Genomic DNA, 12,848 nt, shown 5'->3' on the forward strand with positions numbered 1-12,848 from the left:
GACGACAGGAGCACCATGACCGCGGAGCCCACGCAGACCCCGACCGTAGAGCCGGGCGTTCCGACGTGGGACGAGATCGTGGAGAAGCACTCCGACCGGGTCTACCGGCTCGCTTACCGTCTCACCGGCAACCGCCACGACGCGGAGGACCTCACCCAGGAGGTCTTCGTGCGCGTCTTCCGCTCTCTCGACACCTACAGCCCCGGCACCTTCGAGGGCTGGCTGCACCGGATCACCACCAACCTCTTCCTCGACCAGGCCCGTCGTAAGCAGCGGATCCGCTTCGATGCCCTCTCCGACGAGCGCGCCTCGCGCCTGACGAGCAGCGGCCCGACGCCGGACGTGGCCTACACCGACCAGCGCTTCGATGACGACATCGAGCGTGCGCTGGCCACGCTGCCGCCCGACTTCCGGGCCGCGGTCGTGCTCTGTGACGTGGAGGGGCTCTCCTACGAGGAGATCTCCGAGATCCTCGGTGCCAAGCTCGGCACCGTCCGCTCGCGTATCCACCGCGGCCGGGCGATGCTCCGTGACGCCCTCGCCCACCGCGCCCCGCGCGGCGGACGACTGCGTCACTCCGGGCCCAAGGTGTTGTGGGGCGGGGCTTCATGAGTCTTCTGGGCAACCACCTCGGCGCGCGCATCAGCGCCCTTCTCGACGGACAGCTCCCCGCAGCAGAGGAGGAGCGCGCCTGGGCGCACGTGCACGAGTGCTGCGCCTGCCGTCGCGCCGTGGAGCGTGAGGGCTGGCTCAAGCGACGCCTGGCCGGCCTCAGCGTCGACCCCGGCGTCACCGCACCGGCCGACCTGAAGGGCTCGCTCCGCGGCGGCGCCCTGGCCGCCGCGATGTGGCCTGCCGACGACCTCGACGAGACCTACTCCGACCCCCGGTCGATGCGGCGTACGTTGGTGATGGTCGCCGCCGGTGGCGGTGCTGTCAGTGCGGCCGTCTTCGGCATGTTCACCTTCGCCGCCGCGCCGGCAGACGCGCCGGTCCCCAGGAATCTCCCGGTCACCGCGGTCACCCAGCTCCCGGGCACTCCGGGCGCTCCCGTCGTCGCCCACGTACGCCGCTGAGCGTCGGCCCGGCGACGCGACACGAGACCCGGGCTGCCCATTGTTGGGGCGAGTGGGAAGAATGGGTGTCGTGACGCAGGAACCACAAGACGACCAGTCGCGGCCGATCTCCCGTTGGGCACCACCGTCCGACGTGCCCCCGGCCCGGCAGTCGTCCCCTGATGACCTTGTCGACGACGAGAGGGACACGGCCGAGGTGCCGTTGCCGGGCATGCCGAGACCCGCCGTCGAGCCGGTTCCGGCCGCCGACACCGCTCCGCTGCCGCCCATGGTGCCGCCACCGCCAGGCGGTTCCCTGCCCGGGTTCGGCAGCCCGACTGCGCCACCACCGTCCTCACCCCGGACCGACTCCGCGCAGCGCCGCCGTATCCCCGGCCCGATCTGGGCGCTCGCCGCCGCCGTCGCGTTCCTGCTCGGAGTGCTGGGAGGCTATGCGGGCGGCGTACTCGAGGACCAGGACGACATGTCCAGCCTGGCCGGCGGTGGGCTCGACCCGGGCTCCATCGAGACCGACGCGCCCCTGGAGGGCGACGACGCCAGCATCGTGAAGGTGGCCGCGACGCTGCTGCCCTCGACGGTCCAGATCTTCGCCGAGTACCAGGGCGTGGAGGATGCCGCGACCGGCTCCGGATTCGTCTTCGACCGGAGTGGCCACGTGGTGACCAACAACCACGTGGTCGCCGACGCCGCCAAGGCCAAGGGCAGCATCGAGGTGGTCGACCACAAGGGGCGCCGCTACAAGGCCGACGTGGTCGGGCGCAGCGCGGTCTACGACCTCGCGGTCCTCGACGTTCCCGAGGTCAAGGAGCTCGAGCCGGCCTCGCTCGGCAGCACGTCACGGCTGAGGATCGGTGAGGGCGTCGTCGCCATCGGGTCGCCGCTCGGCCTCAGCTCTACGGTGACCTCGGGCATCGTCAGTGCGCTCCAGCGCCCGGTGAGCACCGGGCAGACCGAGGACGACACCTCCTACATCAACGCCGTTCAGACCGACGCGGCGATCAACCCCGGCAACTCCGGCGGTCCGCTGGTCAACCTCGTCGGCCAGGTGATCGGGGTCAACTCGGCCATCGCGACCGCGGGCGGCGGAGAGGGCGGAGAGAGCGGGAGCATCGGCGTCGGCTTCGCGATCCCGATCGACCAGGTCAAGGTGACCGCCGCGCAGATCCTGAAGACCGGCAAGGCGACCTACCCGATCGTGGGTGCCTCCGTCGACGTGCAGGCCGCCGACCACAAGGGAGCGCTGATCTCGGTGGTCGACGCCGGCTCGCCGGCCGCCGCCGGTGGGCTCAAGGACGGCGACCGGGTCACCAAGGTGGGAGACGTCACCGTCACCGACGGGATCGGCATGATCGTCGCGATCCGTGCTCACCAGCCCGGGGAGACGGTCGAGTTCACGGTGATGCGCAACGGCGCCCGCCACGAGCTCAAGATCAAGCTCGAGGCGCAGACCGAGAATCTCGCCTAGACGTCGACGCCACGCTCCGCCGCGACCAGCTCCCGCACAGCCGGGGCGATCTCGGCGCCGAGGCGCTCGGTGATGGCCGGGTCGTCGCCCCCGATGAGGTACGCGGAGAAGCCGTGCTCCAGGGTGAGTCCGGCGAGATCCTCGACCCACTGGTCCGCCGGGCCGTCGAGGAGCCCGCGGCTGGCCGGCTGGAGCGAGACGTTCATTATGTTGAGAAGGCGGCGTACGTCGCCGGGCGAGCGGCCCGCTGAGACGGCCGCCTCGTCGATGCGCTCGTTGAGGCCGGGAACCGCGGCCGGGCCACCCTCGATGTACTCAATCGTGGGCAGCCACCCGTCGGCGTGCGCGCCGGTCAGCGCCAGCATCCTGGGCTTGTAGGAGCCGACCCAGATCGGGATGTCGTGGGCGGGGGCGGGGCCGCGCTTGACGCCGTCGGCGACGTAGTAGTCGCCGCGGAAGTGGACGCCGCCGGGGCTCTCGGTGTCCCACACGTCCCGGATGATGCCGATCGCCTCGCGCAGGGCGTCGACGCCCGCTCCCGCGCCGAGCCGGCGACCGCCCATCGCGGCGATTCCGTCCCAGAATGCTCCGGCGCCGAGTCCGAGCTCGATGCGGCCTCCGGTCAGCCGGTCCAGGGATGAGACCGCACGGGCGAGCGTCGCGGGCGGGCGCAGCGGCAGGGAGAGGACGTTGCCGGCCAGGTGGATGCGCTCGGTGCGCGCAGCGGCGTACGAGATCAGGGTCCAAGCGTCGAGGAGCGCCGGTTGATAGGGATGGTCCTGGAAGGTGACCAGGTCGAGTCCCGCTCGGTCGGCGGTGACGGCGAGGTCGACGACGCGTTGCGGCGTCCGTGCGTTGGGGGTGACGAAGGTGCCGAAGAGTAGGTCGTGTCCGTAGTCGCTCATGCGTCCTCCGCCGGGTCGTTGTCCGAGTTGTTCGAGTTGTTCGAGTTGTCCGAGTTGAAGTGTGGTGCGATGTTGAAGTTGTCGCGGAACAGGTTCTGCGGGTCATAGCGTCGCTTGATCTCCCGCAGCCGATCCAGCGCCCGGGTCCCGAAGGCATCGGTCAGCCGGTCCGGATCGGTGTCGGTCTCGAAGCTGAGATAGAGACCGTCCAGACGGTTGCGCAACCCGTCCCAGGCTGCGTCGAGTGCACGCCGGTTCCCGCCGAGTGCGGTCACCTGGAAGGCGGCATCGCGGTGCGAGAACGCGGTCGCGCCGGGGTGCACCTCGGCGATCGCGCCGCCCATGGTGCGCAGCTGGAAGAACTGCACACCTCCGGTACGCAGCATGTCGGCCGCGTCGCGCGCGAACTCCGGGGTGAGCGCGCCGATCAGGCCCGAGTGCGAGTGTGGCTCGCCGTGGCCGTGGTGTCCGTCGCTGCCGACGTCCGGCGCCTGGTTCATGACGTCGGTGTAGCGGGCCAGCACCACCTGCTGCTGGACGAGACTGCCGAGGCCGGCGAACGGGTTGAGCCGCTCGACGATGGTCTCGGGATCGGGGGAGTCGACCAGCCCGTAGAGCTGGATCACCGAACCTCCCGACCGCGGCGGGCCGGTCACCAGGAACACCGTGGTGTCGCGAGGCGCGGAGGTGGCGAGATCGCCGAAGCGGAGCAGCGCCTCCTCGAGGTCCGGAACGACCAGCATCAGCTGGGCCGAACCGACCTCGGCGACCTCGTGGGTCTCGAGCTCGAAGGCGGTGACCACGCCGAAGTTGGCCCCGGCACCGCGTACGCCCCAGAACAGGTCGGGGTTCTCGGTCGCGGTGGCGCGGACCATCGACCCGTCGGCGAGCACCATCTCGACCGCGATCAGATGGTCGATGGTCAGTCCGTGCTCACGCGAGAGGAAGCCGATGCCGCCCGCGGTCGCCAGACCGCCGACACCGACACCGCCGTAGTCGCCGGAGCCGATCGCCCAGCCGTACGCGTCGAGGGCCGCGGCCACCTGCTTCCAGGTGGCGCCGGGGCCGATGCGGACCCGGCGCCGCGCCGGGTCGATCACCTCGATCCGGTTCATGGCGCTCAGGTCGATCACGATCCCGCCGTCGTTCGTCGAGCGCCCGCTCACCCCGTGGCCGCCGCTGCGGATCCCGAGGGGCAGGTGGGTGTGGCGGCGGGCGAAGCCGAGCGCGTCGGAGACCTCTGCCGGCGTACGTGGCCGCAGCACCAGGCCGGGGCTCCCGCCGCGCAGATAGGTCGAGCGTACGCCGCGATAGCCCGGGTCGCCCGGCTCCACCGCGCCGGCCACCAGGGTCGCCGGGATCTCGTCGTAGGCGATCCCCGGCCGGCGCAGCGCGCGCACCGCCGCGGGACGTCGGGGCCTGCCCGAAGCGGGGCCGCCTAGCTCGGCGAGCAGCCCCGCGACCCGGTCGACCTCGGCCTCGGTCGTGGCCGGGACGACCACCGCACGGCCGTCGGGGCCGCTCAGCTCGTCGGTCGAGGTCAGCAAGGTCAGCGACTCTGCGGTCGCCCCCGCAGGAGCGACGATCCAGGTCGACGCGTCGGTGAGCAAGCGGGCGCCGGCCACCTGGTCGAGGCTCTGCCTCGCTTTCTCGGCCACCTGTGGGAACCACCCGTCAGGGGCCGAGAGGTCCGCCATGCCCGCCGCCTCGATGTCGACTCCGACCTGGATCGCCTTGGTGCTGCCGAGCAGCCAGGTGGCAACGGTCCAGGGGTCATCGGCACCGGGGTCGAGCACGACCAGGTCCAGACCGCCCTCCTCAGCCCGGCGGGCCAGGGCGAGCAGTCGGTCCGGGGCGAGGCCGGCAGCGAGGGCGACGCCCACTTCGATCGTCATGCACATCCTCCAATACGCGGTGAAGAAGATCGTATGTGAAACAGACGATTGGTTCAACAGCAGGAATTGATAGGATGTTCCCGTGACCACGAACGCAGACGAGCAGACCGATGCCGACCTCGGATGGAGCCTCGGCACCCTGCTGCGCGGCTACCGGGAGCACGTCAACGCCGCGATCGGAGAGTTTCCCCACGGGCAGCGCGGCTACGAGACGATGTGCGCGGTCGTCCGGGGCGACCAGCCCAGCCAGCTCGCCCTGGCGACCCACCTGGGCATCGACCGCACGGTGATGACCTACCTCGTCGACGACCTGGTCGAGGCGGGACTGGTCGAGCGGCGCGCCAACCCCGCCGATCGTCGCCAGCGCCAGGTGGTCGCGACCGAGGCCGGCGCGGAGGCCGTCGCCGCGCTGTGCCGCCAGGTGGCCGCCGCCGAGGCGGGCGTGCTCTCCGGTCTGGAGCCCGAGGAGCGCGGCACGCTGCGCCAGCTGCTCCGGAAGGCGGCCGGCGCGGCCCCCGCGCACAGCCCGGAGGCCTGTGCGGTGGTCACCGGTGAGGACCACAGGGCGTGAAAAGACGCGAAGAGCTGCTCGGCAACATGCCTGGCAGCTCTTCGCGTTGTTGTGGGGAAGGTTTTAGTTGTGGGGGTTGAGGTTGCTTTGACTCAAGAAGCGTCCGGCGTGGCAGCGGGCGCGGGGGCCTCGGCCTCGACGAACGGGTGGTCGGCCACAAAGGCCTTGGTCTGCGAGTACATGTCATCGATGAACTTCTCGAGGACGCTGGACTCAACGCGCCACTGGCCACGCCCGCCGATCTTGATGGCGGGGAGCTCACCACGGCGGACAAGGGCATAGACCTGTGCGCTCGAGGTGTTGAGCACCTCGGCGACGTCGGCAAGAGTCAGGAAGCGGGGGGTACCAGACATAAGGATCAGTCTCCCAGACTCTGCAAGCGGCCGTAAACCATCGCGCCAACCTGTTAGTCCGCATTAGGTACTGTTGCGCTGCTTTGTGGATGCGTGGTGGGTGAACCGTGAAGCGGAGACGCGCTATGCGGCGAACAACAGATACAACCCACCCACAGTGAAGCCGACCATCGTGAGCAGAAGCGGGATCTGCCCGGTCACCAGGTGCTGCGGCGGAAGCACCTGGAGCGCCCGGATGTGGGCCGACCAGACTCCCAGCACGTGTCCGATGATCACCGCGGCCACCTTGATGACGGCCAGCAGCGTGGCGTGGAAGGCGAAGAAGTAGGAGACCGGCAGGTCCGCGGTTCCGAACCAGTCGCTTCCGTTTCCGAACGGATCCGAGGCGTTGCGCAGCGTTGCCAGCCCGCTCTCCCAGAAGTAGCTGAGGTAGTGGGCCACGACGTAGCCGACGATGATCGGCACCAGCGAAGGCGCCAGCTCGCCGGGCAGCGCCCGGCGAGGCACGTCACCGACGCCGGTCAGCATCGTCCCGGTGCAGTAGAAACCGGCCACGAGCAGCGGGAACGCGATCAGTGCGACGTTGCTGATCAGGTAGGCGGTGCCGGCCGAGATCTCCGGGTTCTGCACGAACTGGAGCCACGCCGGCGACTCCCGGTAGGAGTCGTAGACGATGGTGCCGAAGAGCACCGAGACGACCGCGACCAGCCCCGGGGTCGGACGCAGGGTGTCCAGGTTGCCGAGCGGGGTCCGCAGGACCAGGTTGCCGGCCTGCGTGCGTCCCCACACCGACAGCCGCGCGGTCAGTGACGAATAGACCTCGAACGGGTCGCAGCGCTCCAGGAACTCCTCGCCGAAGAGCACGCCGCCGAGGATCATCACGGCCAGGTAGACGGCCAGCCACAGGCGTACGGGGCCGAGGTAGTTGTTCTCCGGGTAGACCAGCTCGAGCCAGGCGAAGGCGAGCAGCATGAACGCCGCCGGCCAGTAGCCGAGACGCTCGGGCAGGCGCAGCGGCGGATCACCGGCACCGCGCAGCCAGGTCAGTCCGGCCACGATCGTGCGGGCCGGGCTGATCGCCCGGAAGACCCGTCCGAAGAGGAGGGAGAACGGGACGAGGCCGACCCACAGCCAGACGTACGTCATCCCGAAGATGGGGTTGTTGGCGTTGTCGGAGCCGGCGAAGGCGACCAGCACGAAGTAGGCGAAGATCAGCAGCCCGACGACGCGCCACAATGCGGTCCACGCGGGGGAGTCGACGACACGCCCGAGACGGGGCACCGGCCAGCCGCGTGGGTTCCGTACACCTACGACTTGACCCTCGGCTGCGCGCTTGGTGGTCAGCACCAGAAGCCCGAAGGAGACGAGGAGGGCGAGGACTGCGCCCGCGATGACGTACTCGAGCGGCAGTGGGAGGTCTTGGCGACCACCCACGCCGTGGGTGAGGATCACTTGACTTCGAGGGTGACGATGGTCTTGCCGAGGGTGTGTGACTCCACCTCGTACTGACCAGGGATCTCGAACGCGCCCAGGCTGATCCGCGTGGTGCCCACGCCGTAGGCGGCGGACTGCTCCGGGTCGGAGTGCACGTGGATCTCGCCGGCGGCGTCGGCGGTCACGTCGAGCTCGACTCCGTGGCCGACGGGGACGTCGATCTGGGTCCCGTGCGGGTCGACCGAGTCGCCGGAGAAGTTGATCTGGACGACCACCGGGTCGCTGTCTTTGCTGGGCTCGGTGGCGACGTCGTTTCCGCAGGCTGTCGCGACGCACGCGATCCCGCAGATTGCTGCCACGACCGCGATTATCCGGGCCGTGAGGCGCATTGCTCCCCCGTTTCGTGGGCTAAGTTCAAGCTGGCGTCTGCCACAATCGCACATGAACCAAAGAGGGGGCTGAGAGGGCATGAGCGAGCGCCAGCGAGCGAATCATGGGATCAACATGCCGCCGCGTCCGTACCATTGCGCCTGCGCTACGGAGGTGGCGGCATGAGTGATCGGCTTGGGGCACGTGACGTGGCCTTCCTGGACGGAGAGACGCTGTCCGTTCCGCATCAGGTGGCGAGCATCGAACTGATCGAGCCGAAGGCCGAGGGCTTCGACTACGGCGCCTTCCTCGAGCACGTCGAGGACCGGCTGTCCTTCGTGCCCCGCTACCGCCAACGGGTCCGTGTCGTGCCCGGCCGCATCGCCTACCCCGTCTGGGCGGACGACGACCGTTTCGACCTCACCTACCACGTACGCCGCTCCGCGCTGCCCCGTCCGGGCTCGATGGATCAGCTCCTCGACCTCGCCGGACGGATCGTCTCGCGGCCCCTGGACCGCTCCCGGCCGCTGTGGGAGCTGTACGTCATCGAGGGGCTGGCCGGCGACCGGGTCGCGCTGATCACCAAGACCCACCAGGCGCTGGTGGACGGCGCCGAGACCGTCGACCTGGTCCAGCTGCTCCTCGACGACAAGCCCGAGGTCGGGCCGGTCGTGCCGGACCTGTGGGAGCCGCCCGAGCCGCAGTCGAGCGCGCGTCTGGTCGCCGGCGCGGTCTTCGACGCGGTCACCTCGGTCAGCGGCCTGACCGGCACGGCACGCAGCCTGGGCGGCTACGCCCTGGGCCGCGTCACCGGGGTGGCCAAGGACGTCCAGAACGCGGGTGTCGGCATCGCCCGGGCGCTCACCCGCCGCGCTCCGGAGCGGCCGACGCCGCTCAACGGGACGCTCTCCCAGCAGCGGCTCGTGGTCACTCTCCAGGCTGACCTGGCCGACTTCCGCCGCATCCGGGATACCCACGGCGGCACCGTCAACGACGTCATCCTGGCTGCCGTCACCGGCGGTCTGCGCGCCTGGCTGATGACCCGGCAGCAGTCCCTGGCCGGCGTACGCCAGGTGCCGGCGCTGGTGCCGGTGTCGGTGATCGACGAGGAGCTCGACCCGACCCAGCTCGGCTCCGCGGTGGCACCCCACTTCGTGGTGCTCCCGGTGGCAGAGCCGTCGCCGGTGGTCCGTCTCCACCAGGTGTCCTACTCCTTCGAGCAGCACCAGGCCAACGCCCGCACGGTCAGTGCGCAGCGGCTGGCCGGGATCAGCGGCTTCGCCCCGGCGACCTTCCACGTGGTCGGCTCCCGGGTGGCCGCCGAGAGCGAGCACGACTACCTGCTCTCGGTGTGCAACGTGCCCGGCCCGCAGGAGCCGCGCTATGCGGCTGGCTACCGGCTGGTCGCCTCCTATCCCATCCACCCGCTGGCCGAGGGGCACACCCTCGCGATCGGGGTGACCTCCTACGACGGGCAGGTCTTCTTCGCGATCACCGCCGACCGTGACCTGGTGCCCGACGCGTCGCTGGTCGGACAGTGCATCAGCGAGGCCCTCGATGAGCTGCTCGACACCATCTCCGGACGCCGGTTCCGGGCGCCCCGGGGCCTGCGCGTGGTCAAGAACTCCGGCGAATGAGGCAGAATCCGACCCGTGACCCGCATCTACGTACCCGCCACGCTCGAGCTCCTCGCTGACTGGTACGCCAAGGGCGAGCTGCCCGGCACCGCCGACGGCTACGCGGCCCCCGACGACAGCGAAGAGGCCGAGTACGCAGCCCTGATGAGCGCCGCCGACGACTCGGCGGCACTCCTGGCGGGCGCCGGGCGCAGGGTGGTGGTGGTCGTCGACGCTCCGGCCGCCTTGGGTGATCAGGTGGTCCCGCTCAAGCTCGTCGCCGCCGTCCACGCCGACCTGGCCGACCGGCCTGCCGACGCCGACCCCGACGAGGACCTGGGCTGGTTCGCGACCCAGGAGATCCCGCAGCTCATCGGGTGATCGACGCCGGCAGCGCCGGCTCAGGCCGGGCTCACTCGTTCCACCAGGTCTCGGTGTCGACGCCCTGGTAGGGCGGGACGGTGACGGTGCGGGCACCGGCCTTGCCGCCGATGATCACGGTGCGGTGGCTGACGTTGTTGGACCGGGTGGTCTCGTAGAGGTTGCCGTCCGGGTTGACGGTGACCTTGATCCGGTAGGTGCCGTTCTTGACCTTGGAGAGGTCGAAGGCCTGGGTCTGGGACTGGTCGTAGGTGTCGCCCCAGCCGGACGGCAGGCTCTCCCGCAGCCACAGCGCCGACTTCGAGCCGCACGCCGACTCCAAGCCGGTCTGCCCCGGCCGCAGCGTCGCACCGGGCACGGTCAGGTCCACCGGGTCGGTGGGCACCAGGCACCACGACTGCTTGCCGCTGGTCGAGACGACCTTGTCCTTGGCGTCGACCAGCTCGTACTTCGCGAAGTCGAGGAAGTGCCAGTGGTTGTGCTCCGGCGCCTCGTGGAACTCCATGGTGCCGGTGCGCTTCATCCCGACCTGCTTACCGTCGCGGTAGAACATCTGGTAGGCGTCCATCACCGGAGCGGTGCCGCGACGGAAGCCCTCGACGATCATCGGAGCCGGTCCGGCGTTCCACTCGTTGGCGGCGAAGTTGAGGCGGTCGATGCCCTCCTCGTCGACCGCGGTCGAGATCTGCCAGGCGGGGACGGAGACGAGGTCGGGCAGGCTGCTCTTCTTGGGCTTGCCGTGGGCCGTACCTCCGGCGCCGCCGCCGAGCGGGAGTCGTCCGCGACCGTCCTCGGCGCCTTCCAGCGACTCTCGCGGAACCACCGTGCGAGCGCCCTGGTCGTCATCGGCTCCATGGGCACCATGGGCTGAGCGAGCGCCCATCTCGCCCTCACCCTCGCAGCCGCCCTCGGGGCAACCGTCGACGATGACGAGGTTCTGCTTGGCGCTGCGGCTGGCCTTCGGCAGACCGAGGAAGTCGGCGACGGGCTTGCTGATGCTCATCGTCATGGTCAGCTTGGTCTCGCCCTTGGTCTCGAACTCGAGGTCGGAGACGGTCGGGACCGCCATGCCCCGCTCGATCCCGTACAGCACGCCCTTGGTGAACCAGTTGCCGCCGCAGAACTCCGGGTAGACCGGTCCGGTGGCACCATCGGTCTGCACCCGCTGCCGGTCGTAGCCGCCGGGACACAGCGGTCGGCTCTCGTCGAGGACCACCTTGCCGGCCTTGTTCTTGAGTGTGACCCGAAGGCCGTCCTTGAAGCCCTTCATCCCGTCGACGATCGCGGCGGGCGCGGTCGTGGTGGTGCGCTTCTTGCCCCGGATGATGGTCTTGGTCAGCTTGACCGGCTTGTCGTAGGCCGTGTGGCTGGCGCGGAACTCGAAGGCCGCGTCATAGGCGGCCAGCCAGACCGACGGTTCCACGTACGCCACCCCGTCGTATGACGCCACCTCGACGGTGTCGGCAGCGGCGACGAGCTTCAAGGTTCCCTTGCCGGTGGTGCCGCTCGCGGCACCGTAGTTCGCCGTCACCGTCGTGGTGACGACGAGTGCAGCTGCCACCAGCCCGATGCCGGCCGAGACCAGCTGCCGCGTGCGAGTACGACGTTTTACCATCGAGATGTCCCCTCATGAGTGGCCCGAATCCCTCCTGATCCGAGACCTGATGCCCGGCAATGTATTGCCGGGCACATATGGGGACGGTTAGCTTTTCAGTTCGGTTGCATCAGACCGGTGAGATTCTCACCGAGAAAGGTACGCCGCGCCGACCGCCTGCTCGAGGTCGAAGGCCTTGAGCATCAGCTCCTCGACGTACTCCTCGAGCTTGGCCCCGACCAGCGGCACGGGCACCTTGATGTTCAGCCGCACGCTCTCGGTGGTGCGTCCGTCGGACTCGGACAGCGAGATGTTGCCGCGCAAGGTGGCCAGGCCACCGGGGACGGTGATGTCGACGACGGCGACCGTGTCGGAGGACCAGACCTCGTTCTGATGGACGGTGAGGTCGCCGGAGACGATGCGCTTCGCGAAGGAGGGTACGCCGACGGTCGACTGCACCCGGTCGATCCGGACCTCCCGCGGCGCACCACCGATGGTCACCCGGCGGCGGAGCGCTCCCTGGGCGTCGGCGACCCGCTCGCGGAAGCCCGGATCAGCGAGCATCGCGGACACCTCGCCCATGCGGGCGTCGTAGACGAGCTCGTGCTGAAGGGTCGTCGTCATTGCCGAATCCTTTGGGGCTCTTCTGCGGGTTGGGACGGGGGATGAGGGGGCTCAGGCGGCGAGCCAGCGGGTGCCTACCTCATGCTCCTTCTCGAGCGCCTTCTTGAAGATCGAGAGGATGAGATCCTCCAGCTTTCCGCTGACCAGGGGCACATTCACCGTAGCGGTGAGGGTGACGGTCTCGATGGTCTTCGTGCCGTTCTCGGCCAGCCGGGCGATGCCGGAGAGCGAGCCCGGCTTGCCCGGAAGGGTGACCTTGAGGTCGCCGGAGGTGAAGTCGGCCGACCAGATCTCGTCCTGGTGCACCTCGATGGTGTCGCCCACGAACTTCTTCGCGAACCCGGGCACTCCGCTGACGGCCTGGGCGTAGCGGATGCTCACCGTCGACCCGGTGATCGCCACGCTCTTGGACAGCGCGTGCTGGGCGTCGCAGACCTGCTCGCGGAACGCCGCGTCGGCGAGCATCCCGGAGACGGCTGCGATCGGGGCGTCGTAGGCCAGATCGACCGACAGCTTTTTGCTCATAGCCACACATCATGACGCCTAGTGCGGCCAGAGTCATCAG

The 12,848-nt window shown here is 69.6% G+C and carries 14 protein-coding genes; 6 read left to right on the top strand and 8 right to left on the bottom strand.

What is annotated here, in order from left to right; translation table 11 throughout:
- Positions 1-15: 15 nt before the first annotated feature.
- The 3 genes from sigE to ACFX43_RS20945 all read left to right on the top strand — a co-directional run bounded on the left by sigE (position 16) and on the right by ACFX43_RS20945 (position 2,541).
- The gene (sigE, locus tag ACFX43_RS20935) at positions 16-612 is read left to right on the top strand and encodes an RNA polymerase sigma factor SigE (RefSeq protein ID WP_218131415.1); all 597 of its coding nucleotides are present in this window, start codon (positions 16-18) and stop codon (positions 610-612) included.
- Positions 609-1,076: a hypothetical protein gene (locus tag ACFX43_RS20940; RefSeq protein ID WP_378834171.1), complete on the top strand. Its 468-nt coding sequence runs from the start codon at positions 609-611 to the stop codon at positions 1,074-1,076. The genes sigE and ACFX43_RS20940 overlap by 4 nt, the downstream gene beginning before the upstream one ends.
- 211 nt (positions 1,077-1,287) lie before the next feature.
- Positions 1,288-2,541, top strand: coding sequence for a S1C family serine protease (locus tag ACFX43_RS20945; protein WP_378834177.1), 1,254 nt, complete (start codon positions 1,288-1,290; stop codon positions 2,539-2,541).
- Here ACFX43_RS20945 and ACFX43_RS20950 read toward each other — a convergent pair.
- The gene (locus ACFX43_RS20950) at positions 2,538-3,446 is read right to left on the bottom strand and encodes an LLM class flavin-dependent oxidoreductase (protein ID WP_378834179.1); all 909 of its coding nucleotides are present in this window, start codon (positions 3,444-3,446) and stop codon (positions 2,538-2,540) included. The genes ACFX43_RS20945 and ACFX43_RS20950 overlap by 4 nt on opposite strands.
- Entirely contained in the window at positions 3,443-5,341 is a 1,899-nt protein-coding gene (locus ACFX43_RS20955) for an FAD-binding protein (protein WP_378834183.1), read from the bottom strand. Before ACFX43_RS20955 ends, ACFX43_RS20950 begins: the two co-directional genes overlap by 4 nt.
- An 82-nt stretch (positions 5,342-5,423) precedes the next feature.
- On the opposite strand from ACFX43_RS20955, the gene ACFX43_RS20960 reads away from it, so the two are divergent.
- Complete coding sequence (locus tag ACFX43_RS20960; protein WP_378834187.1) at positions 5,424-5,912, top strand: MarR family winged helix-turn-helix transcriptional regulator; 489 nt, start codon at positions 5,424-5,426, stop codon at positions 5,910-5,912.
- A gap of 92 nt (positions 5,913-6,004) precedes the next feature.
- Here the strand turns inward: ACFX43_RS20960 and ACFX43_RS20965 are convergent, their stop codons facing one another.
- The 3 genes from ACFX43_RS20965 to ACFX43_RS20975 form a co-directional block, all read right to left on the bottom strand.
- Positions 6,005-6,265, bottom strand: a complete 261-nt coding sequence (locus ACFX43_RS20965) for a helix-turn-helix domain-containing protein (RefSeq protein ID WP_091049065.1) — start codon at positions 6,263-6,265, stop codon at positions 6,005-6,007.
- A 123-nt stretch (positions 6,266-6,388) separates the two neighbouring features.
- Positions 6,389-7,717: a hypothetical protein gene (locus ACFX43_RS20970; RefSeq protein WP_378834190.1), complete on the bottom strand. Its 1,329-nt coding sequence runs from the start codon at positions 7,715-7,717 to the stop codon at positions 6,389-6,391.
- Positions 7,714-8,058 (bottom strand): hypothetical protein, encoded by a 345-nt coding sequence (locus tag ACFX43_RS20975; RefSeq protein WP_378834193.1) that lies wholly within the window; start codon positions 8,056-8,058, stop codon positions 7,714-7,716. The genes ACFX43_RS20970 and ACFX43_RS20975 overlap by 4 nt, the downstream gene beginning before the upstream one ends.
- Positions 8,059-8,250: 192 nt before the next feature.
- Between ACFX43_RS20975 and ACFX43_RS20980 the strand changes: the two genes are divergently transcribed.
- Positions 8,251-9,705, top strand: a complete 1,455-nt coding sequence (locus ACFX43_RS20980) for a wax ester/triacylglycerol synthase family O-acyltransferase (protein ID WP_378834195.1) — start codon at positions 8,251-8,253, stop codon at positions 9,703-9,705.
- A 15-nt stretch (positions 9,706-9,720) separates the two neighbouring features.
- Positions 9,721-10,065, top strand: a complete 345-nt coding sequence (locus ACFX43_RS20985; RefSeq protein ID WP_378834198.1) for a DUF6912 family protein — start codon at positions 9,721-9,723, stop codon at positions 10,063-10,065.
- A gap of 31 nt (positions 10,066-10,096) precedes the next feature.
- Here the strand turns inward: ACFX43_RS20985 and ACFX43_RS20990 are convergent, their stop codons facing one another.
- From ACFX43_RS20990 to ACFX43_RS21000, 3 genes are all read right to left on the bottom strand, one after another.
- Complete coding sequence (locus ACFX43_RS20990) at positions 10,097-11,626, bottom strand: lysyl oxidase family protein (protein ID WP_378834200.1); 1,530 nt, start codon at positions 11,624-11,626, stop codon at positions 10,097-10,099.
- 180 nt (positions 11,627-11,806) lie between these two features.
- Positions 11,807-12,283, bottom strand: coding sequence for a DUF2505 domain-containing protein (locus tag ACFX43_RS20995; RefSeq protein WP_160024749.1), 477 nt, complete (start codon positions 12,281-12,283; stop codon positions 11,807-11,809).
- Between the two features lie 51 nt (positions 12,284-12,334).
- On the bottom strand, positions 12,335-12,808 hold the full coding sequence (locus tag ACFX43_RS21000; RefSeq protein WP_378834205.1) for a DUF2505 domain-containing protein: 474 nt from the start codon (positions 12,806-12,808) through the stop codon (positions 12,335-12,337).
- Between the last annotated feature and the right edge of the window lie 40 nt (positions 12,809-12,848).

The organism is Nocardioides sp. YIM B13467, assembly GCF_042788075.1.
Lineage (GTDB): Bacteria > Actinomycetota > Actinomycetes > Propionibacteriales > Nocardioidaceae > Nocardioides.